Annotated in this window: 21 protein-coding genes; 19 read left to right on the top strand and 2 right to left on the bottom strand. The window is 66.8% G+C overall.

The window, feature by feature from the left end; genetic code table 11:
• Nucleotides 1-166 precede the first annotated feature (166 nt).
• The 4 genes from LOZ77_RS16355 to LOZ77_RS16340 all read left to right on the top strand — a co-directional run bounded on the left by LOZ77_RS16355 (nt 167) and on the right by LOZ77_RS16340 (nt 2482).
• Nucleotides 167-688 carry a DUF2840 domain-containing protein gene (locus LOZ77_RS16355; protein ID WP_230280016.1) on the top strand — a complete coding sequence of 174 codons (522 nt, stop codon included), beginning with the start codon at nt 167-169 and terminating at the stop codon, nt 686-688.
• Complete coding sequence (locus tag LOZ77_RS16350) at nt 685-1263, top strand: S26 family signal peptidase (protein WP_230280015.1); 579 nt, start codon at nt 685-687, stop codon at nt 1261-1263. The genes LOZ77_RS16355 and LOZ77_RS16350 overlap by 4 nt, the downstream gene beginning before the upstream one ends.
• A complete protein-coding gene (locus tag LOZ77_RS16345) occupies nt 1244-1576 on the top strand; it encodes a DUF736 domain-containing protein (RefSeq protein ID WP_230280014.1) in 333 nt (110 codons plus the stop codon). The genes LOZ77_RS16350 and LOZ77_RS16345 overlap by 20 nt, the downstream gene beginning before the upstream one ends.
• Nucleotides 1577-1765: 189 nt before the next feature.
• Nucleotides 1766-2482, top strand: a complete 717-nt coding sequence (locus tag LOZ77_RS16340) for a lytic transglycosylase domain-containing protein (protein ID WP_230280013.1) — start codon at nt 1766-1768, stop codon at nt 2480-2482.
• A gap of 148 nt (nt 2483-2630) precedes the next feature.
• On the opposite strand, the gene LOZ77_RS16335 is transcribed toward LOZ77_RS16340, so the two are convergent.
• Entirely contained in the window at nt 2631-2858 is a 228-nt protein-coding gene (locus LOZ77_RS16335; protein ID WP_230280012.1) for a hypothetical protein, read from the bottom strand.
• Between the two features lie 57 nt (nt 2859-2915).
• Here LOZ77_RS16335 and LOZ77_RS16330 point away from each other — a divergent pair, with 57 nt between their 5' ends.
• Nucleotides 2916-4472 carry a VirD2 family relaxase/mobilization nuclease gene (locus LOZ77_RS16330; protein WP_230280011.1) on the top strand — a complete coding sequence of 519 codons (1557 nt, stop codon included), beginning with the start codon at nt 2916-2918 and terminating at the stop codon, nt 4470-4472.
• Between the two features lie 64 nt (nt 4473-4536).
• Here LOZ77_RS16330 and LOZ77_RS16325 read toward each other — a convergent pair whose 3' ends face one another.
• Nucleotides 4537-5193 (bottom strand): hypothetical protein, encoded by a 657-nt coding sequence (locus LOZ77_RS16325; RefSeq protein WP_230280010.1) that lies wholly within the window; start codon nt 5191-5193, stop codon nt 4537-4539.
• 145 nt (nt 5194-5338) lie between these two features.
• Between LOZ77_RS16325 and LOZ77_RS16320 the strand changes: the two genes are divergently transcribed.
• The 14 genes from LOZ77_RS16320 (at nt 5339) to LOZ77_RS16255 (ending at nt 20341) form a co-directional block, all read left to right on the top strand.
• Nucleotides 5339-8029 carry a TrlF family AAA-like ATPase gene (locus tag LOZ77_RS16320; RefSeq protein WP_230280009.1) on the top strand — a complete coding sequence of 897 codons (2691 nt, stop codon included), beginning with the start codon at nt 5339-5341 and terminating at the stop codon, nt 8027-8029.
• A 140-nt stretch (nt 8030-8169) separates the two neighbouring features.
• Nucleotides 8170-10200, top strand: a complete 2031-nt coding sequence (locus LOZ77_RS16315; RefSeq protein WP_230280008.1) for a conjugal transfer protein TraG — start codon at nt 8170-8172, stop codon at nt 10198-10200.
• Nucleotides 10197-10616: a CopG family ribbon-helix-helix protein gene (locus tag LOZ77_RS16310; protein ID WP_230280007.1), complete on the top strand. Its 420-nt coding sequence runs from the start codon at nt 10197-10199 to the stop codon at nt 10614-10616. Before LOZ77_RS16315 ends, LOZ77_RS16310 begins: the two co-directional genes overlap by 4 nt.
• A gap of 140 nt (nt 10617-10756) precedes the next feature.
• Complete coding sequence (gene trbB, locus LOZ77_RS16305) at nt 10757-11743, top strand: P-type conjugative transfer ATPase TrbB (RefSeq protein ID WP_230280006.1); 987 nt, start codon at nt 10757-10759, stop codon at nt 11741-11743.
• Entirely contained in the window at nt 11740-12075 is a 336-nt protein-coding gene (locus LOZ77_RS16300; protein ID WP_370638029.1) for a TrbC/VirB2 family protein, read from the top strand. The genes trbB and LOZ77_RS16300 overlap by 4 nt, the downstream gene beginning before the upstream one ends.
• Nucleotides 12072-12353, top strand: coding sequence for a VirB3 family type IV secretion system protein (locus LOZ77_RS16295; protein WP_230280005.1), 282 nt, complete (start codon nt 12072-12074; stop codon nt 12351-12353). The genes LOZ77_RS16300 and LOZ77_RS16295 overlap by 4 nt, the downstream gene beginning before the upstream one ends.
• Nucleotides 12350-14827: a conjugal transfer protein TrbE gene (gene trbE / locus LOZ77_RS16290; protein WP_230280004.1), complete on the top strand. Its 2478-nt coding sequence runs from the start codon at nt 12350-12352 to the stop codon at nt 14825-14827. The genes LOZ77_RS16295 and trbE overlap by 4 nt, the downstream gene beginning before the upstream one ends.
• Nucleotides 14824-15540, top strand: a complete 717-nt coding sequence (trbJ, locus tag LOZ77_RS16285) for a P-type conjugative transfer protein TrbJ (RefSeq protein ID WP_037487127.1) — start codon at nt 14824-14826, stop codon at nt 15538-15540. Before trbE ends, trbJ begins: the two co-directional genes overlap by 4 nt.
• 8 nt (nt 15541-15548) lie before the next feature.
• Nucleotides 15549-15809, top strand: a complete 261-nt coding sequence (gene trbK-alt, locus LOZ77_RS16280; RefSeq protein ID WP_037487126.1) for a putative entry exclusion protein TrbK-alt — start codon at nt 15549-15551, stop codon at nt 15807-15809.
• The gene (trbL, locus tag LOZ77_RS16275) at nt 15806-17191 is read left to right on the top strand and encodes a P-type conjugative transfer protein TrbL (protein WP_037487124.1); all 1386 of its coding nucleotides are present in this window, start codon (nt 15806-15808) and stop codon (nt 17189-17191) included. The genes trbK-alt and trbL overlap by 4 nt, the downstream gene beginning before the upstream one ends.
• Before the next feature lie 6 nt (nt 17192-17197).
• A complete protein-coding gene (gene trbF / locus LOZ77_RS16270) occupies nt 17198-17881 on the top strand; it encodes a conjugal transfer protein TrbF (RefSeq protein WP_037487123.1) in 684 nt (227 codons plus the stop codon).
• The gene (gene trbG, locus LOZ77_RS16265; protein ID WP_230280002.1) at nt 17878-18894 is read left to right on the top strand and encodes a P-type conjugative transfer protein TrbG; all 1017 of its coding nucleotides are present in this window, start codon (nt 17878-17880) and stop codon (nt 18892-18894) included. The genes trbF and trbG overlap by 4 nt, the downstream gene beginning before the upstream one ends.
• Entirely contained in the window at nt 18891-20123 is a 1233-nt protein-coding gene (locus LOZ77_RS16260) for a TrbI/VirB10 family protein (protein ID WP_037487120.1), read from the top strand. The genes trbG and LOZ77_RS16260 overlap by 4 nt, the downstream gene beginning before the upstream one ends.
• The gene (locus LOZ77_RS16255; RefSeq protein ID WP_037487118.1) at nt 20120-20341 is read left to right on the top strand and encodes a DUF2274 domain-containing protein; all 222 of its coding nucleotides are present in this window, start codon (nt 20120-20122) and stop codon (nt 20339-20341) included. Before LOZ77_RS16260 ends, LOZ77_RS16255 begins: the two co-directional genes overlap by 4 nt.

Genomic DNA, 20341 nt, shown 5'->3' with positions numbered 1-20341 from the left:
GGTCCCCTTCTAACGGTGCTAATAGAAAAGAATCCTTCGGATTCTTGCTAACGGCGCACGCGGCTGTGAACAGCACGGCCATGTTAGCAGGCTCGGCGCACGGTCGGCGGACAAGCCGCCGGCCTCGGCTCGCGCCCATAGCGATCCCCATCCCCGGAGACCTCCCATGATCGACGACCGGCCCCCCGCCGTGCGCGGCGGCGGCGCGTTCAGCGCGCTCGCCCGCGACGGTCTCACCCATGTCGAACTGACCTGGATCGAGAAGAAGCTGGAACATTGGATACGCTTCGGCCGGATCGCCCATGACCGCATCCTGACGCGCCGAACCCGCGTCGTCGGCTTCCGTCCGGGCGCCGTCTTCGCGTTCGTGCGCTGGGCGGCCAACGACTTCGGCACGATCGTCTCGCGCATCGACGTGGTGCGCGCGGTCGCGGCCAACGAGCCCTATGCGACGCTGCCGTTCGTGCGGCCAGGCGGCGACATCCTGCTCAAGATCGAGGGCTGGCCCAAGGTCCAGCAGGTGCTCGCCGCAATCGACGCGGTTGAGGCGGCCGGCGTCGATCCCTGCGACGCGGCGGCCGACCATTGGCGGCACGTCCACAATCGCATCGCAGCCGGCCATCAGCCGCGCCTCTACACGATCGCACGCCATTGCGCCTGGCTCAAGCGCCGGGAGATCGAAGGATGAAGCGCCGCCGCACTGTCATGGCGACGGCCATCGCCGCGTCCGCCTTCGCCGCGGCCTTCGTCGCCGTCGCCGTCGCCGATCCGCTCCCGCGCGTCATCTGGAACGCCAGCGCCAGCGCGCCGATCGGGCTCTACCGCATCCATCCCGACCGCGACCCGCCCACCGGCGCGCTGGTCGCCATGGCGCCGCCCGAGCAACTTTCCCGCTGGCTGGCGGCGCGCGGCTATCTGCCCGAGGGCGTGCCGCTCCTGAAGCATGTCGCGGCGAAGGCCGGGCAGCGCGTGTGCAGGAACGGCGATGCCGTGAGCGTCGATGCCCGGCGCGTCGCCATCGCCCGCGCGCGTGACGGCCAGGGCCGTCCGCTGCCGGTCTGGCAGGGATGCCGCACCCTGCGGCCGGACGAGCTGCTGCTGCTCAATCCCGCTCATCCCGACAGTCTGGACGGCCGCTATTTCGGCCCGCTGCCGGCCTCCGCCGTCATCGGACGCGCCACGCCGCTCTGGCTGCGCGCGCCGTCCCCAACACCTTCCACCCCCGAAGCCAAGGAGATCGGCCATGCAAGTGAATATCTTTGAATCCACCACCAACGGCTATGCCGGCCGCGCCCGCTATTTCGGCATCAACGAACAAATCGTGCTGGTCACGCTCGATCCGAGCGACGCCGAAAACGCGCCCGATTACCGCGTCCACCTCGACGACGAGGACGGCCCCGAAGTCGGGGGCGCGTGGAAACGGGTCGGCGAGCGCGCCGGTGACTACATTGCGCTGGAGATCGACAGCCCGCTTTTCCCGGCGGCGTTCCGGCCGGTGCTGTTCCGCGCCGATGATGATGGGCGGACGTTCCGGCTGTCGTGGAAACGCCCCCGGCCGCGCGACGATCGGAGCTGATCGGTGCCGTCCCCGATCATCCCTCTGCTCGCGGAAAGGCCGTCTCATCCCTCCGTCCCGCTCGGTCGCAGGCCGGCCGGCGCGCGCAGCGAAGGTCAAGGGCGGCCCCCGGCCGGCGCATCGCGCGCACCCTTTACCGGAGCGAGCACGCTGGCAGGCTGGCGGCGGAGCGGGGGCGGGTCGGCCGCCATGCTCGCGGTCCTGCTGCTGCTTGCGCCGGGCGCTGCGCCCGTTGCCGCGCTGGCGCAGGACACGCCGCCGGAGCGATTGACCGCACGCCATTCCTATGCGGACCATGTAGCGGACGCGGCCCGGCGCTTCGGCATCCCCGAACGCTGGATATGGGCCGTCATGCGCGTCGAGAGCAACGGCGATGTCCGCGCCGTCTCGGAGGCCGGGGCGATGGGCCTCATGCAGATCATGCCCGGCACCTGGGCGGGCCTGCGCACGCGCCATCGCCTCGGCTCCGATCCGTTCGATCCGCGCGACAACATCTTGGCGGGCGCGGCCTATCTGCGCGAGATGCACGACCGCTACGGCAACGTGACGGCGATGCTGGCGGCCTACAATGCCGGGCCGGGCCGCTACGACGAACATCTGTCGCGCGGCCGTCCGCTGCCCACCGAGACGCGCGCCTATCTCGCAAAGCTGGCGTCGATCAGGGGCGGTTCGGACGACAGCCAGCTTGCCGCCGCACCGCCGTCCGATCCCTTCGCATGGCGTCGCGCGGCGCTGTTCGCGGTGCGGCCGGGGGCGCTTTCGACCGCGCAACCGTCCGCCGATCGCACGGCGTCCGACGCGCAGCCGGAGCGGCCGACCGACGACCGCTCCGGGCTTTTCATGGCCGATGCTGCTCCACCTTCCAACGGCCTGTTCGTCCCGCTTTCCGGCCGCTCCCCGCCATGAGCGGCTCCCGCGCGCTCTGGCGGGTTTCGGCGCACGCTTTCGCAGCGCCGGAAGGGAGCAGGGCTGACTTTCTGAAGGGGGAAGCTGGAGGGCAAGATAAAGGGCGGCAATGTGCGGAGCCCCTGCGCCTCGGTTGTGGCCTTGATTCTCAAGGCTTTTGGTCATTGCTGCGCAATGTGCGCGGAAACCGCGCAATGTGCGGCGAGAGCCGAAAACCAGCAGACAGCAGGGTTTGCCGCACATTGCGGCGTTCCGCGTCATGAGCCGTGACGATGATTTCCGTGTCCGGCCAGGGCGTATCCGCTCGCGGGGAAGCCAGCGCGCGCTCCCGATCATTGCCCAGGCGCTTGCCGCCGCCCAGCGTGCGGGCGGTCATGTTTCGCGCCGTGGCCGCATCGTCGCGCCGGGGCGCTCGACCTTCGGGCGGGGCCGCGTGGCGAGCGTGCGCGCCACCCACCGGCTCGGCCACCGATCGCGCCAGGTCGTCGTCAAGGCGCGCGTGGTCCGGCATGGCGGCCGCGCCTCGCTCGCCGCCCATCTCAACTATCTGCAACGCGATGGCGTCACCCGCGACGGCGAGCGGGGCGTGCTGTTCGGCGCCGAGGCGGACGGCCTCGACCGCAACGAGTTTGCGGCGCGCTGTGAGGACGACCGCCATCATTTTCGCTTCATCGTCTCGCCCGAGGACGCCGAGCAGATGCGCGACCTCAAGGGCTTCACCCGCGAACTGATGACGCGAATGGAAAAGGATCTCGGCACCCGCCTGGACTGGCGCGCGGTCGAGCACTGGAACACCGACAACCCCCATGTCCACATCATCGTGCGGGGCGTCGCCGAGGACGGGCAGAACCTCGTTATTTCGCGCGACTATATCCGCGAAGGGATGCGGGCGACTGCGCGCGAGATAGTCACCCAGGAACTCGGCCTGCGCACCGACCTTGAAATCCGGCAGTCGCTGGAGCGGCAGGTCGAGGCCGAACGCTGGACCGAGATCGACCGCGACCTTTCCCGCGCCATGCAGCGCGACGGGCTGATCGACATGGCGCCTGAGCCCGGCGTGCGGCCGGATGGCGACCATGTGCTGAGGATGGGGCGGCTGCGCAAGCTGGAGCGCCTCGGCCTCGCCAGCGAGATCGCGCCCGGCAAGTGGACGCTGGCTGGCGGCGCCCAGGCGGCGCTGCGGGAGCTGGGCGAGCGCGGCGACATCATCAAGCGGATGCACAAGGCGATGAGCGACCGCGGCATCGACCGGGGCGCCGGCAGCTATGTCCTCGACGCCGATCCGGCCCAGCCCGTTATCGGCAGGCTGGTCGATCGCGGCTTGCATGACGAGCTGACCGGCAAAGCCTATGCGATCGTGGACGGCATCGACGGGCGCACCCACCACATCCGCTTTTCCGACATCGAGGCGACCGGCGATTGCAAGCCGGGCGCGATCGTCGAGCTGCGCCATTTCGAGGACCGCAAGGGCCGGCAGCGGGTGGCGCTCGCCGTCCGGTCGGACGCGGACTTGTCCGCGCAGGTCCACGCGCCGGGCGCCACCTGGCTCGACCGCCGCAACTTGTCGAGCGACGGCCGCGACCTCGGCGGCGGCTTCGGGACCGAGGTGCGCGCCGCGATGGAGGCCCGCGCCGAGCATCTGGCCGATGAAGGGCTGGCGCGGCGGCAGGGCCAGCGCATCATCTTCGCACGCAACCTGCTCGACACGCTGCGGCGGCGCGAACTCGACGTGGCCACCAAGGACTTGTCGGCCGAAATTGGCCTGCCGCACGCGCCGTCCAAGGCCGGGGAATATGTCGCGGGCACGGCGCGCCAGCGCGTCACGCTCGCCTCGGGCCGCTTCGCCATGATCGACAACGGGTTGAGCTTCCAGCTCGTGCCCTGGTCCCCGTCGCTCGACCGCCAGATCGGCAAACATATCTCGGGCGTCATGCGGACCAATGGCGGCGTCGATTGGTCATTTGGGAGAGGACGAGGGCTGGGGCTTTAGTTGAAGGGATTGAGTAGCTAGCGGGCTGGTTAGTTCGGCAACTGGATTTTGCGAAAGCCGTCGATCAAATAGCGCGCTCACCGACGATCGCATTGTAGGGTTCGACCCTAGCGGTCCCTGCCTCCCTGTCGAGAAACAGAAAATGACATTGAATGTCGTCGGTGTTCCGCTCGACATGGACGTGAAATCGGGATTGTTGGTCAGCGAGAACGATCAGGTGGTCCATTAGCAGATTCCAGAATCTTTCTTTGAGGCGTGCTACTGCCAGCAGGTCAATGTCTTGGGCGTCCGTCAGGTATCGCTTCGCCGATCCACGATGCAAATGCGCCCCGGACAAGTTCCAGATTTCTTCGATATCCGCGCGCGTGATCGTATTGCCGTGCCCGTCGCCGTCGAAATGCCACCGGCCTTCGCCGACACGTTGCATGATAGAGGGCGTCGGAAAGAATGCGGGATACAGTGCTTCCAGCGCCCTGAAGATAGCGCCCGGCTCATACCTGTCACGAAACGCTTTGTGCGTTTCGAAGTCGCCCTGCGCGGCCAGGCACGCGATCGCCAGACACTCGGCGGCGAGACGGAGCTGCAACTGGCAAAACTCGTGTATAAGCAACGGTGCCATGTTGCCGGTCAACAGGTCGTCCACGCATCGAAGCCGCGCACGAATTTCGTCCACGGCTTTGAAGTAAAGAGCTGCCTTCTCCGGATTAGTTTGAGGATACATGCGACAAGAATGCCTGTGAGTCCGGGAGGGCGCAAGCACCGTCGCCTTACGGGGGCGCCGGGTGTCGACCGCACCAACATGAAATAAAACACCGCGTTCTCATGTCGCTGGATTGTGATAGCCTCACCGAAGGGGGAGGCTCTCGATGGTCGATAGTGATGATTTTGCGGATGTAATCGCGCTGACGAACGGTGCGCGTTTTGTGCGCGGCGACCTTCACATTCACAGTTATGGTGGATCACACGACGTAACAGACATAACTGCCACTCCAACAAACATCGTGCAGACAGCGATTGCTCACGGCCTGTCGGTAATCGCAATCGCTGATCACAACGCCATCAACAATGTCGCACCAGCCATTACGGCTGCGGCGCTTGATAACCTGCTCGTCGTTCCTGCGGTCGAACTCAGCACGATGCAGGGTCATCTGCTTTGCTATCTGCCGTCCCTGCAATCACTTAGTGCATTTTATTCGCAATTGACTGTCCGCGACTTGGGCCTGCCCACGTCGCGCGTCGACAACCCGATGGTGGACTGCCTCACGAAGATGCACGTCTTGGGCGGTTTCGGCGTGCTCGCGCATGTGGACGGACCGAAGGGATTGGAAGTCGAAGTGCCAGGGGCTCCGCCATACAAGGCCGACATCATCAACCACCCTGCCTTGCTCGGCATCGAACTGAAGAATGCGGGGTCGTCCATATCCTACAGCGTCAATGACCCCGACAACGTGCGCAAAGGCTTGGGCAAAACGAGAAGCGAGCTTCACGATGGCACGTTGCCAACGCTCGCGCGTGTCCTGAACTCCGATTCTCACACCTTGCAGGCGCTTGGCCGCAATGCCGCAGGCGACAACAAGGTGACGCGATACAAAATGCAATCGCTCACCTTCGAATCCGTGCGTCACGCGATGACCGAAGGGGATTCGCGGGTGCGGCTTGAAGACGAGTTGCCCAAGAGCGTGCCGACCGTCACCGGCATCCGGTTCAAGGGCGGATTTTTGAAGGATCAAGCGATTCATTTCAGCTCTAACCTGACGTGTATCATCGGCGGCCGTGGCACAGGGAAGTCGACGATGTTCGAAGGCGTCCGGGCGTTTTCAAAGACGCCCAGTGGCGCTTCGGTCGTCAACTCGGACGTTTGGCCGGAACGTATTGATATACAATTTGTCGATGGAGCCGGAGCTGCTCACCGACTTTGCTGGAGCAAGGGTGACGATTGCGGAACCAATATCAACGATCCGTTTGATGGCCCGGATACCATCCCGGTGGAGTGCTACGGCCAGGGCGAAACGCAGAAAATTAGCGAGCAGGCTCAGGCAGACCCGGGCGCTTTACTGCGTTACCTTGACCGCTTCACCAACGTGCTCAGCGAGACGGTAGAAGAAGAGCGCATCCGCGCAGAGATCGCCGAGTTGGAAATCGCTATCGACGAAGCACGCGGGAAGGTTGCCCTCATTCCCCAATATGAGCGTGAATTGAGCATCACTAAGCAGCAGATCAAGAAGTTTACGGATGGAAACGCAAAGGGTCTGATCGAAACCTATCAGCAGATAGAATCCGAGCGTCAATCTAGGCGTAGCGTAATGGAACATGCGCGCGCCATCGCCAAAAATTTGAACTACGAAGCGGTAAAGACGTCGCTCGGTCTGCTCAAGGCAGCGGCCGACGAGAGCAAGCTGGTTCTCGGGAAGGACGAATTCGCCGCGATCAAAACGAAGGCCGATGACTTCGAGAGCAACCTGTCAGTGTCGGAAGGCGATCTCAAAGCGGGATCGCAGGCACTCAGCCAAGTTGTCACCACCAAGGTCGAGGAGTGGTCGAAGAAAGAGACGACCCTGCTCGCGACTGTGGATTCCCAAAAGAGCGCCTTGGAAGCCCAAGGCATCACCGTGAACACCACCTACATTGCGCAGCTCACACGAGATGAAGCTACACACCAAACATCGGTGACAAACCTGAAAACGTGGGAACCCCGTCTGTCGGAGAAGATCAAAGAGCGCGATGAGGTTGCCGTAAAGCGCTGGTCAGCGCGTGCTGCAACTTATCAAAAACGACGGGCATTTGCGGCATCGGCCACGGTGAAACTTCGCAGCGCGCTGTCAGATCTGAATGTCTCTCTGAAGTTCGAGGAGAACGCCCATTCGCCGCAGGCACGAGACCTGCTGATCGAGATCATGGGGTGGCGGACCAATCAGGTGCCCCGCGCTTCGGTGATCGAACGCCACCTCACCGTCCCGAAACTCCTCGCCGCCATCAGGGCGAAAGACCCTTTGGCAATTGCATCGCTCGTTAGTGACGAGGGCGCGTCGTATTTCAACACACAGGAGGCAAACACTCTCATCGAGCGTTTCAGCGAACCCAAAACGCTTGCGCGCTTGGAAACGATGCAGGTGTTTGACCGGCCCTATCTCACTGTCACGCGCGAGGTCACAGATGGGAGCGGTCAGAAGCACTATCGCACGCGTGAGTTCGCCCAACTCTCTCTCGGGCAACAGCAATCCGTCCTGTTAGCCTTAATGCTATCTTCGGAAAATCCGAACCCGCTTTTGATCGACCAGCCGGAAGACAATCTCGATGGACAGTTCATTTACTCACAGCTCGTCCCTGTCATCCGATTGGCGAAGGAGCGACGCCAGATCATCATCGTAACGCACAATCCGAACATTGCCGTTCTAGGCGACGCCGAGCAGATCGTCGTGCTCGGCGCGAACAGTGAGCAAGCGGTCATTACGTCACGCGGCTCGATAGACCATGAGCAGACGCGGGATATCACCTGCAGCATCCTCGAAGGAGCAAAGGCAGCCTTCACGCGGCGAGGCAAGATATACGGGATTTGATCAGCCTTTGCCCTTCGGTAGCAGATGCTAGACAGCCAGTCATGGGCGTAACTACGCTATTCCCTGTATTTCTACGCTAGACTTTCCCCTATAATAACAGCGGCTTGATTTGATGTCCGGCACGCATCGACTTCGATGCCATGTCGGCAACCAAAATCCTCTGGGGTCAGGTATTCACGGTCTTCCTGATCGTGCTCAGCACCATATGGGCCGCGACGCAATGGACGGCCGCGGCGCTCGCCTATCAGCCCGAGCTTGGGGCGCCGTGGTTCATGCTCGGCGACTGGCCGGTCTATCCGCCGCCGGCCTTCTTCTGGTGGTGGTTTTCTTTCGACGCCTATGCGCCGGAGATATTCCAGACCGGCGCGTTCATCGCCGTGTCGGGCGGGTTCGCCGCGATCGTCGTCGCCATCGGCATGTCGGTCTGGCGCGCGCGCGAGCTGAAGAACGCTGAGACTTATGGCTCGGCGCGCTGGGCAGGGCGCAACGAAGTGCGCGCCGCCGGGCTGCTGGGCGACAGCGGCGTCATGCTCGGTCGGCTCGGGCGCGACTATCTGCGCCACGATGGTCCCGAGCATGTGCTGTGCTTCGCGCCGACGCGATCGGGCAAGGGCGTGGGGCTGGTGGTGCCGACGCTGCTCACTTGGCCCGGCTCGGCCATTGTCCATGACATCAAGGGCGAGAACTGGCAGCTCACCGCCGGCTTCCGCGCCCAGCACGCGCGGGTGCTGCTGTTCGATCCGACCAATGGCGCGTCGGCCGCCTACAACCCCCTTCTTGAAATCCGCAAGGGCGCCTGGGAAGTGCGCGACGTGCAGAACGTCGCCGACGTGCTGGTGGACCCGGAAGGTTCGCTGGAGAAGCGCAACCATTGGGAAAAGACCTCACATGCCTTGCTGGTCGGCACGATCCTCCATGTGCTCTACGCCGAGGCCGACAAGACGCTGGCCGGCGTCGCCGCCTTCCTGTCCGATCCCCGCCGCCCGATCGAAAGCACGCTATGGGCGATGATGACGACGCCGCACCTGGGCGAGGCGGGCGTCCATCCCGTCGTCGCCTCGGCCGCGCGCGAGCTGCTCAACAAATCGGCCAACGAACGATCGGGCGTGCTCTCGACCGCCATGTCGTTCCTCGGTCTCTATCGCGATCCCGTCGTCGCGCAGGTCACGCGCACCTGCGAGTGGCGCATCAAGGATCTGGTCGAGGGCGAGCTGCCGGTGACGCTCTACCTCGTCGTGCCGCCCAGCGACATCTCGCGCACCAAGCCGCTCATCCGCCTCATCCTCAACCAGATCGGGCGCCGGCTGACCGAGGACTTGAAGGCGCGGCGGTCGCGCCACCGGCTGCTGTTGATGCTCGACGAGTTTCCCGCGCTCGGCCGGCTCGACTTCTTCGAGAGCGCGCTGGCGTTCATGGCCGGATACGGCATCCAGAGCTTCCTCATCGCCCAAAGCCTCAATCAGATCGAGAAAGCTTATGGGCCGAACAACGCGATCCTCGACAATTGCCATGTGCGCGTGTCGTTCGCCACCAACGACGAGCGCACCGCCAAGCGCATATCGGACGCGCTCGGCACCGCGACCGAGATGCGGGCGATGAAGAATTACGCCGGGCATCGCCTCTCACCCTGGCTCGGCCATCTGATGGTGTCGCGCTCCGAGACCGCCCGCCAGCTTCTCACCCCCGGAGAGATCATGCAGCTCCCGCCCGACGATGAGATCGTCATGGTCGCCGGCATCCCGCCGATCCGGGCGAAGAAGGTCCGCTACTTCAAGGACCGGCGGTTCACGCAGCGGGTGATGTCGCCGCCCGATAGCAATGTCGGAGGCGGCCCGCCGCGCCCCGACGACTGGAGCGGCCTGGCGCCGATCGAGGCGCCGCCGATGCCCGAACCGATCGAGCATGGAGCGCCGAAGAAGCCCAAGAAGAAAAAGGCCGCCAGGAAGGCGGATGCCGAGGACGATGCCGACAATGCGGACCTGCGCCGCGAGCCGGCGCTGGAGCACCATATCGACATTGCGCCGACGCCCCGGCCAGCGCCCGCCAACGAGTTCGAGCTGGACGAGCCCGATCCCGATAGCGACGCGACGCGGCAGGCGGCGGTGCGCCGCCAGATGCAGCGCGTGGCCCGCCAGGCGTCGCTCGATCCCGACGACGGCATCGAGCTATGACCACGAAATCCCCCCTGTCGGTCTATCTCGATCCCGACCTCAAGGACGCGCTTGAAGCCTATGCCGATCGGCGCGGGCAATCGCGTTCGCTGATCGCCGAGGCCGCTATCGCATCCTTCCTGTCGCCCGATGCCGACGAGCAGCGCGAGGCCGCCATCGCCAAGCGGCTCGACAAGCTGGACCGGCGCTTGACCCGGCTGGAGCGCGACACGGGGATCGGCGTCGAGATGGTCGCGATGTTTGTCCGCTTCTGGCTGTCGAACACCCCGCCGCCACCCGAGAGCGAGCGCGCCGCGATGCGTCGGCAGGGCGGCGACCGCTACGATGCCTTCATGGATGCGCTCGGCCGCCGACTCGCGAAGGGGCCGAAGGTCAGACAGGAAATCAGTGAGGACTTGCCGCCTCAAGAAGAATGAGCGGCCTACGCTGCTCCCTGTCGTTCTTCGCCAGCCTACGACGCCCGCGTTTACTTGTTGAAGCCCGGTCTTTTCTGTCTCTCTTGATGTGCCCCTGACGCCGGGCGGCGGTTCGCCCGGCCCTCACCAGGGGCTTTTTCTTGACCGTCCACCCGATCCGTTCCGAGGCGAAGACACGTGGCGCGCGGATGCTGCGCACGGCGTTGGGGCCGTCGATCGCGGCCTGGCTCGACGATGCCGCCGTTATCGAAGTGATGCTGAACCCGGACGGCCGGCTGTGGGTGGACCGGCTCGGCGAAGGCATCAGCGACACCGGCATCACGCTGGCCGCCGCGGACGGCGAGCGCATCGTCCGCTTGGTCGCCCACCATGTCGGCGTCGAAGTCCATGCCCGGTCCCCGCGCGTCTCGGCCGAGCTGCCCGAAGGCGGCGAGCGGTTCGAGGGGCTGCTGCCGCCCGTCGTCGCCGCGCCCGCCTTCGCCATCCGCAAGCCCGCCGTCGCGGTCTTCACGCTCGACGACTATGCGGCCGCCAGGATCATGTCGGCGGCGGAGGCGGAAACGCTCCGCCAGGGCGTCGCCGCGCGCGCCAACATCCTCGTCGCGGGCGGGACCGGCAGCGGCAAGACCACGCTGGTCAATGCGCTCTTGGCCGAAGTCGCCAAGACCGCCGACCGCATCGTCCTGATCGAAGACACGCGCGAGTTGCAATGCGCCGCGCCGAACCTCGTCGCCATGCGGACCAAGGATGGCGTCGTCACGCTGTCCGATCTCGTGCGGTCCTCGCTGCGTCTGCGCCCCGACCGCATCCCCATCGGTGAGGTGCGCGGGAGCGAGGCGCTGGACCTCCTGAAAGCCTGGGGAACGGGGCACCCCGGCGGCGTGGGCACGATCCACGCCGGCACCGCGCTCGGCGCGCTGCGCCGTATGGAGCAGCTCATTCAGGAGGCCGTGGTTACGGTGCCGCGAGCGCTCCTCGCCGAGACTATCGACCTAATCGCCGTCCTGGTCCGCGACGCGCACGGCCGCCGGCTCGCTGAGCTGGCCCGCGTCAGCGGTCTCGATCCCGCTACCGGCGATTACCGCCTCACTCCGCTTTCCACCACCCAACCGGGAGACCTGCCATGATCCATGCCCTTCGGCATGGCGCACGCCGCGCCATGCTCACCGCCACCGCCAGCGCGTTCGCGCTGACCTTCGCCGTCCCAGCCCATGCCGGCGGTTCGTCGATGCCGTGGGAAGCGCCACTCCAGTCCATCCTCGAATCCATCGAGGGGCCGGTGGCGAAGATCGTCGCGGTCATCATCATCATCGTGACCGGCCTGACGCTGGCGTTCGGCGATACGTCCGGCGGCTTCCGCCGCCTGATCCAGATCGTGTTCGGCCTCAGCATCGCGTTCGCGGCCAGCTCTTTCTTCCTCAGCTTCTTCAGCTTCGGCGGCGGAGCGCTGATCGCGTGAACGGCGCCGGCGATCCTGTCGAGCCGATCCCCGGCTATTACGCGCCGGTCCACCGGGCGCTGACCGAGCCGATATTGCTCGGCGGTGCGCCGCGGGCGCTCGCCATCGTCAACGGCACGCTGGCGGGGGCCATCGGCCTCGGCCTGCGCCTGTGGATCGCCGGCTTGGTCATCTGGGCGATCGGCCACGCGATCTCCGTTTGGGCAGCGCGGCGCGACCCGCAGTTCGTGGACGTCGCGCGCCGTCACCTCCGTTTCCCGACATGGATGCAGCCATGATGAGCTTGCGCGAATACCGCCACAAGGCGGCGCACCTCGCCGACTTCCTGCCCTGGGCCGCGCTGGTCGGCGAAGGCGTGGTGCTGAACAAGGACGGCTCGTTTCAGCGCACGGCGCAATTCCGCGGCCCCGATCTCGATAGTGCCACCCCGGCCGAGCTGGTGGCGACCACCGCACGGCTGAACAATTCGCTGCGCCGGCTCGGCTCCGGCTGGGCGATTTTCGTCGAGGCGCAGCGCACACCCGCGCTCGATTATCCCGAAGCTGCGTTTCCCGATCCGGTCTCGGCACTGGTCGATATGGAGCGGCGCGAGCAGTTTCGCGAGGAAGGCGCGCACTTCGAGAGCCGCTATTTCCTGACGCTACTTTGGATGCCGCCGGCCGAGGAAGCCGCGCGGGCCGAAGGATGGCTCTATGAGGGCCGGTCAACGTCCGGCGTCGATCCGTGGGAGCTGCTCAAGAGTTTCACCGATCGCAGCGACCGCGTTCTCAATCTGGTCGAAGGCTTCGTGCCCGAGGTCCGCTGGCTCGACGACGGCGAGACGCTGACCTACCTGCACAGCACGATCTCGACCCGGCGCCAGCGCGTGCGCGTCCCCGAGACGCCGATGCATCTGGACGCGCTGCTCGCCGACGAGCCGCTCACTGGCGGACTCGAACCGCGCCTGGGCGACCATCATCTCCGCACGCTGACGATCACGGGATTCCCCAGCGTCACATTCCCCGGCCTGCTGGACGAACTGAACCGGCTCGCCTTCGAGTATCGCTGGGCGGCGCGCGCGATCATGCTCGACAAGACCGACGCGACCAAGCTGCTCTCCCGCATCCGCCGCCAATGGTTCGCCAAGCGCAAGAGCGTCGCCGCGATCCTCAAGGAAGTGATGACGAACGAGGCGTCCACGTTGCTCGACAGCGACGCCTCCAACAAGGCCGCTGACGCCGACGCCGCATTGCAGGAACTGGGCGCCGACTATGCCGGCATGGCCTATGTCACGGCGACGGTGACGGTGTGGGACCGCGACCCCGCCATAGCGGCCGAGAAGCTGCGGCTGGTCGAGAAGGTCATTCAGGGCCGCGACTTCACCGTGATCCCCGAGGGCATGAACGCCATTGAAGCATGGCTCGGCTCACTTCCCGGCCACACCTACGCCAATGTCCGGCAACCGCCGATCTCCACCATCAATCTCGCCCACCTGATCCCCCTGTCAGCGGTATGGGCGGGGCCGGAACGGGACGAGCATTTCGGTGCTCCCCCCTTGCTCTACGGCAAGACCGAAGGCTCGACCCCGTTCCGGTTTTCCCTTCACCCGGACGGCAGCGATGTCGGCCACACGCTGATCGTCGGCCCGACCGGGGCCGGCAAGTCCGTCCTGCTCGCGCTGATGGCGATGCAGTTCCGCCGCTACGAGAACGGCCAGGTCTTCGCCTTCGACTTCGGCGGTTCGATCCGCGCTGCCGCGCTGGCGATGGGCGGGGACTGGCAGGATCTCGGCGGCGGGCTGTCCGATGATGCCGATACCGGCGTCCAGCTACAGCCGCTCGCCCGCATCGACGATCCCGCCGAACGCGCCTGGGCGGCCGAATGGCTGGCGGCGATCTTCGCGTCGGAAGGCGTCGCGGTCGATCCCCAGGCCAAGGAGCATATCTGGTCGGCGCTTAATTCGCTGGCCAGCGCACCGCCGGCCGAACGCACGCTGACAGGGCTCGCGGTCCTGTTGCAGAGCCAGCAGCTCAAGCAGGCGCTCGCGCCCTATTGCATCGGCGGGCCGTGGGGCCGGCTGCTCGACGCCGAGGCCGAGCGGCTGGGCGAGGCCGACGTGCAGGCGTTCGAGACCGAGGGGCTTGTGGGCGCCGGCTCGGCCGCCGCGGTGCTCTCCTATCTGTTCCACCGGATCGAGGGACGGCTGGACGGTTCGCCGACGCTCATCATCATCGACGAGGGCTGGCTTGTCCTCGACAGCCCGGACTTCGCCGCGCAGCTCCGCGAGTGGCTGAAGACCTTGCGCAAGCGCAACGCCAGCGTCGTCTTCGCGACGCAGAGCCTCGCCGACATCGAAACGTCGAGCATCGCGCCGGCCATCATCGAGTCCTGCCCGACGCGCATCTTCCTGCCGAACGAACGCGCGGCCGAGCCGCAGATCGCGGCCATCTACGAGCGGTTCGGGCTCAACGCCCGGCAGATCGAAATCCTCAGCCGGGCGACCCCGAAACGGGATTATTACTGTCAAAGCAGGCGCGGCAATCGCCTGTTCGAGCTGGGGCTGGGCGAGGTCGCGCTGGCCTTCACCGCCGCCTCGGCCAAGTCCGACCAGCTCCGCATCACCGAGATCATAGAAGCCCACGGGCAAGCCGGTTTCGCCGCCGAATGGCTGCGGCACCGCGGCTGCGCCTGGGCCGTCGAGCTGCTGCCGGAACCGGCCTCCGACCGCCAGCACCAGCTTCCCCTCACGCCAGACATGGAGATCGAATTATGAGACTGCCCCCCATTCGCCGCGCCATCGTGGCCGGCGTCCTCGCCAGCGCGGCCGTCGTGCCGATCGCCCTGCCGATGCCGGCCTACGCGCAATTCGGCGGGATCGTCTATGACCCCACCAATTACGCCCAAAATGTGCTGACGGCCGCCCGGTCGCTGCAACAGATCAACAACCAGATTCAGCAAATTCAGAACCAGGCGACGAGCCTCATCAACGAGGCGCGCAACCTCACCTCGCTGCCGTTCTCGTCGCTCCAGCAGCTCCAGCAGCAGGTTCAGCGCACGCAGCAGCTTCTCTCCGAGGCGCAGCGCATCGCCTATGACGTGCAGGACATCCAGCAGGCGTTTGGCGCCCGCTACAAGGGCGCGGCCCTGACCGGCGATCACGCGCAGATGGTCGCCAACGCCAATGCCCGCTGGGAGGATAGTGTCGGCGCCTTTCAGGATGCCTTGCAGGTGCAGGCCGGCGTCGTCGGCAACATCGAGGGCGCGCGCACGACGATGGACAGCCTGGTCTCGGCCAGCCAGTCCGCGACCGGCGCGCTTCAGGCGGCACAGGCCGGCAACCAGCTCCTCGCCCTCCAATCGCAGCAGCTCGCCGACCTCACCGCCGCCGTCGCGGCGCAGGGCCGGGCGCAGGCGCTCGAATCCGCCCGGCAGGCCGCCGAGGAGGCCGAAGGGCGCGAGCGGTTCCGCCGCTTCATGGGCAACTGAGACGGCCCATGTCGCGGACGGGGAAGATCGCAGGGATTGCCGCGCTCGCGGGCATGATGCTGGCAATCGGCATCCTCGGCCTGCGGGAGCGGCCGGCCCCGCCGCGCGAGATCATTCCGATCGCCGGCAGCGAAGGCGACGAGCATCTGGCGAGCGAGCTGGAACGCTGCGCCACGCTTACCATGCCCGACAGCGGTTGCGAAGCGGCCTGGGCCGCGAACCGCCGCCGCTTCTTCCGGCAGGGTGACGCTCAGGACAAGACGCCATGAACGACACCGGCGTCATCAATACCTTCCTCGACACTTTCACCGGCTACATCGACAGCGGGTTCGGGCTGCTCGGCGGCGAGGTCGCGTTCCTCTCGACCACCCTGATCGCCATCGACGTGACGCTTGCCGGCCTGTTCTGGGCCTGGGGCGCGGACGAGGACGTGCTGCAACGCCTCGTCAAGAAGACGCTCTATATCGGCACCTTCGCCTTCATCATCGGCAATTTCCCGCTGCTCGCGACCATCGTGTTCGAGAGCTTCGCCGGCCTCGGTCTCCAGGCCAGCGGCGGGACGCTGACCATCGACGACTTCATGAAGCCCGGCACGATCGCGGCCACCGGACTCCAGGCGGCCAAGCCGCTGATGGATGCGGCGGGGCAATTCTCCAGCCTTTGGGCGTTCTTCGCCAACGCCGCGCTGATCCTCGTGCTGCTGATCGCCTGGCTGATCGTCGTCCTCGCCTTCTTCATTATCGCCGTGCAAGTCTTCATCACGCTGATCGAGTTCAAGCTGGTGACGCTCGCCGGCTTCGTCCTGCTTCCCTTCGCCTTCTTCAACAAGACCGCCTTCATGGCCGAGAAGGTGCTGGGTCATGTCGTCTCCAGCGGCATCAAGGTTCTGGTGCTCGCCGTCATCACCGGCATCGGCACGACGCTGTTCAGCCAGTTCACCGCCGCCGGGCTGGGCGTGGAACCCGACATCAACCAGGTCATGGCCATCGCGCTTGCCGCGCTGTCGCTGCTGGGTCTTTCGATCTTTGGTCCCGGCATCGCCAGCGGCATCGTCTCGGGTGGTCCCCAGCTCGGCGCGGGTGCGGCGGCGGGGACCGCCCTGGCGGCAGGCGGTGCGCTGATCGGCGGCGCTGCGGCGGCGCGGCTTGGCATCGGCGCGGCCGGTTCCGCTGTCGTTGCGGCCGGCAGGATGACCGGCGCTGCTGCCCGTGGCGGCGCGCAGATGGCAGGCGGCGCGACCAGCGCCTACAGCCTCGGTTCGTTCGGCAAGAGCGGCGGGGGCGCTGTCGCGGGCGGCATGGCCGCTGTCGGCCAGGCGGCGGCGGGAAGCGCGGCGAACGCTGTCCTTTCGCCCCTGCGCAAAGCGGCCGCCAAGGGCGGCGAGGCGATTAAGTCCAACTTCCGTTCGGGCGCCCGCGCTGGATTTACCGCCACCGGCGGCACGATCACCGGCGGGGCTGCGCCCGCTGCCCCGGCCGCCGCACCCGCTGGCGCTTCCGCGTCGGCCGGCGCGTCCGCCCAACCCACATGGGCCGCCGCGATGAAACGCCGCCAGTCCATGACCCACGGCGCAACCGTCGTCGCCCATACGGTGAAGGCGGGCGACAGCCACGGCGGCGGCGGCGGTCCCGACATCAAAGAGAAGGACTGACCCTCCATGTTCCGACGCCCCACCATCCGCTACGGCCAGACCCCCGAACCCACGACACCCTATCAGCGTGCCGCCCAGGCGTGGGACGACCGCATCGGCGCCGCGCGCGTGCAGGCGAAGAACTGGCGCCTCGCCTTCTTCGGCGCGCTGGCGCTGTCCGGCGGTCTTGCCGCCGGCCTCGTCTGGCAATCGGCTCGCGGCCATATCGTGCCCTGGGTGGTGCAGGTCGATCGGCTCGGCGAGGCGCAGGCGGTCGCGCCGGCCGAAAGCGGCTACCGCGCGACCGATCCGCAGATCGCGTTCCATCTCGCCCGCTTCATCGAGCAGGTCAGGGCGATCCCAGCCGATCCCGTCATCGTCCGCCAGAACTGGCTCAGAGCCTATGATTTCACGACCGATCGGGGCGCGATGGCGCTCAACGACTATGCCCGCGCCAACGACCCCTTCGCCAATGTCGGCCGCGTGCAGGTCGCGGTGGAGGTGTCGAGCGTCATTCGCGCCTCGCCGGACAGCTTCCGCGTCGCCTGGACCGAGCGGCGCTATCAGGACGGGAGCCTCACCGCCATCGAACGCTGGTCGGCCATTCTCACCATCGTCGTGCAACCGCCGCGCACACCCGACGCGCTGCGCAAGAATCCGCTCGGCGTCTTCGTCAACGCCCTCAACTGGTCAAAGGAGCTGTCGCAATGACGCCCACGCCTTTCCGCCGCTCCGCTTCGGCGGCCTTGCTCGTCTCCGCCGCCGCGCTTGCCGGCTGCGCCACTACTTCGGCGAAGCCGCCCGCAATCGCTTACGACGATCCGCCGCGCGAGATCGCAGCGACGCCGGCCGCACAGCCGCCGCGTGCCGTCGAGGTGGTGACGATCCCCGAGCCGCTGCCGCTCCCCGGCCAATTGAAGCCGGTGACGGCCAGCGCGCCGACTTCCGAGCCTGCCGATCCGCGCCGCCGCGTCGGGGCGGCCAATGCCGCTGCCCGCGTGCAGCCCACCCGCGACGGCTATGTGAACGCCATCCAGCAATATCCCTGGACGCAGGGCGCGCTCTATCAGGTCTATACCGCGCCCGGCCAGGTGACGGACATCGCCTTGCAGGAAGGCGAGCAGCTCGTGGGGCCGGGGCCGGTCGCGGCGGGCGATACGGTCAGGTGGATCATCGGCGATACGGTGAGCGGCAGCGGCGCGACGGCGCGCGTGCATATTCTCGTGAAGCCCACGCGGCCCGACATCGCCACCAACCTCATCATCAACACCGATCGGCGCACCTATCATGTGGAGCTGCGCGCGACGGCTTCGACCTACATGGCCTCGGTATCGTGGACCTATCCGCATGACGCGCTGATCGCCTTGCAGGGACGCAATGCGGCGGCTGCATCGGCCGCGCCAGTGGCGACCGGCGTGGACGTGTCCGCGCTCAATTTCCGCTACCGGATCGACGGCGACCGTGTGCCGTGGAAGCCTGTGCGCGCCTTCGACGATTCCGCCCAGGTGTTCATCGAGTTTCCGGCCGGGATCTCGCAGGGCGAGATGCCGCCGCTGTTCGTGACCGGCGCGGCCGGCGATGCCGAGCTGGTCAATTACCGCGTGCAGGGCCGCTACATGGTGGTGGACCGGCTGTTCGCCGCCGCCGAGCTGCGCCTGGGCGACCGGCGCAGCGAGCAGCGCGTCCGCATCGTGCGGGACGATGGGCGCAGGGGGCGGCCGTGAGCGATCCCGCCGACAATTCCCTGCCCGAAGCGCCCGCACCGCAGACGCCGCGCCCCGATCCTCAAGCCTTCCAGCTTCGCGGCGAGCCACCCCGTGTCATGCGGCTCTCGCGCAAAGCGCTGGCCGTCATGGGCGTCGCCGCCGGCCTCGGCATCGGCGGCTCGCTGATCTACGCGCTCAAGCCGCCCGGCGAGAAGGAGGCTAAGGAACTTTACAGCACCGATGGCCGCGCCACGTCCGAGACGATCAATTCGGGGCCGAAGGACTACGGCCAAGTCCCGAAACTTGGGGCGCCGCTTCCCGGCGACCTCGGCGGGCCGATCGTCTCCGCCCAGCAGCGCGGGGAGAACGTCCCGGTCCCGCCGGTCGGCGCCCAGCCCGATCCGCGCGCCCAGGCCGAGGAAGCCGCCCGCCAGCGCGCCGAGCAGGAACGTGAATCCGCCCGCATGAGCGGCGTGTTCCTCGGCGGTAGCAGCGCCGGGGCCGCTGCAATGCCGTCTCTGCCGAATCTCGCGATGGCAGCGCCGGACGCTGCCGCTCCGCAGCCCCCAGGACAACCAGATGGCTCGGCCGCGCAGGGCGACCAGGCCGCCAAGCGGGCCTTCATGGCGCAGGCGTCCAATGCGCGCACGGTGAGCGTCGAGCGGCTCATGGCGCCGGCCTCGCCCAACATCGTGCAGGCCGGCAGCATCGTGCCCGCCGCACTCATCACCGGCATCCGCTCCGACCTTCCCGGCCAGATCACCGCCCAGGTGACGGCCAACGTCTATGACAGCCCCACGGGCCGCATCCTGCTCATTCCGCAGGGCGCGCGGCTGATCGGCGAATATGACAGCGAGATCGCTGCCGGACAGACGCGCGTGCTGCTGGCCTGGGATCGGCTGATCCTGCCGGACGGCCGCTCGATCGTTCTCGAGCGCCAGCCCGGCGCCGATGCGGCCGGATACGCCGGCTTGCAGGACCGCGTGAACCAGCATTGGGGCAATCTGCTCAAAGCCGCCGCCGTCTCGACCTTGCTCGGCGTCGGGGCCGAGCTTGGCGCGGACAGCGAGGACGACCTGACCCGCGCGCTGCGCCGCGGCTCACAAGACACCATCAACCAGACCGGCCAGCAGATCGTGCGTCGGCAGCTCAATGTGCAGCCGACGCTCACCATTCGGCCGGGCCATCCTTTGCGCGTGGTTATCACGCGCGACCTTGTATTGGAGCCGATCGGAGGCGCGCGATGAGCAAATTGAAGCTGGGGCCGTTGGCCGACGATCGGCCGGTCAAGCTCTCGGTGGAGCTGCCCGCCGCCGTGCATCGCGACTTGCAAGCCTATGCCGCCGCCCTCGCGGCCGAGACCGGGGGAGCGCCGGTCCCGCCCGACAAGCTGGTCGCGCCAATGCTCACCCGCTTCATGGAAACCGACCGGGCCTTTCGCCGGCACCGCACGCAGGGGAATTGA

Source organism: Croceicoccus sp. Ery15 (genome assembly GCF_020985305.1).
In the GTDB taxonomy this organism is placed as follows: Bacteria; Pseudomonadota; Alphaproteobacteria; order Sphingomonadales; family Sphingomonadaceae; genus Croceicoccus.
The sequence above is the reverse complement of the archived record's forward strand: the minus strand, read 5'-3'. Positions and strand labels throughout refer to the sequence as shown.

Excerpts from the sequence above, each read along its gene's own strand:
- LOZ77_RS16355 (WP_230280016.1), top strand. The coding sequence starts at position 167 with ATGATCGACGACCGGCCCCCCGCCGTGCGCGGCGGCGGCGCGTTCAGC.
- LOZ77_RS16350 (WP_230280015.1), top strand. The coding sequence starts at position 685 with ATGAAGCGCCGCCGCACTGTCATGGCGACGGCCATCGCCGCGTCCGCC.
- LOZ77_RS16345 (WP_230280014.1), top strand. The coding sequence starts at position 1,244 with ATGCAAGTGAATATCTTTGAATCCACCACCAACGGCTATGCCGGCCGC.
- LOZ77_RS16340 (WP_230280013.1), top strand. The coding sequence starts at position 1,766 with ATGCTCGCGGTCCTGCTGCTGCTTGCGCCGGGCGCTGCGCCCGTTGCC.
- LOZ77_RS16335 (WP_230280012.1), bottom strand. The coding sequence starts at position 2,858 with ATGACCGCCCGCACGCTGGGCGGCGGCAAGCGCCTGGGCAATGATCGG.
- LOZ77_RS16325 (WP_230280010.1), bottom strand. The coding sequence starts at position 5,193 with ATGTATCCTCAAACTAATCCGGAGAAGGCAGCTCTTTACTTCAAAGCC.
- LOZ77_RS16320 (WP_230280009.1), top strand. The coding sequence starts at position 5,339 with ATGGTCGATAGTGATGATTTTGCGGATGTAATCGCGCTGACGAACGGT.
- LOZ77_RS16315 (WP_230280008.1), top strand. The coding sequence starts at position 8,170 with ATGTCGGCAACCAAAATCCTCTGGGGTCAGGTATTCACGGTCTTCCTG.
- LOZ77_RS16310 (WP_230280007.1), top strand. The coding sequence starts at position 10,197 with ATGACCACGAAATCCCCCCTGTCGGTCTATCTCGATCCCGACCTCAAG.
- LOZ77_RS16300 (WP_370638029.1), top strand. The coding sequence starts at position 11,740 with ATGATCCATGCCCTTCGGCATGGCGCACGCCGCGCCATGCTCACCGCC.
- trbE (WP_230280004.1), top strand. The coding sequence starts at position 12,350 with ATGATGAGCTTGCGCGAATACCGCCACAAGGCGGCGCACCTCGCCGAC.
- trbJ (WP_037487127.1), top strand. The coding sequence starts at position 14,824 with ATGAGACTGCCCCCCATTCGCCGCGCCATCGTGGCCGGCGTCCTCGCC.
- trbK-alt (WP_037487126.1), top strand. The coding sequence starts at position 15,549 with ATGTCGCGGACGGGGAAGATCGCAGGGATTGCCGCGCTCGCGGGCATG.
- trbL (WP_037487124.1), top strand. The coding sequence starts at position 15,806 with ATGAACGACACCGGCGTCATCAATACCTTCCTCGACACTTTCACCGGC.
- trbF (WP_037487123.1), top strand. The coding sequence starts at position 17,198 with ATGTTCCGACGCCCCACCATCCGCTACGGCCAGACCCCCGAACCCACG.
- trbG (WP_230280002.1), top strand. The coding sequence starts at position 17,878 with ATGACGCCCACGCCTTTCCGCCGCTCCGCTTCGGCGGCCTTGCTCGTC.
- LOZ77_RS16255 (WP_037487118.1), top strand. The coding sequence starts at position 20,120 with ATGAGCAAATTGAAGCTGGGGCCGTTGGCCGACGATCGGCCGGTCAAG.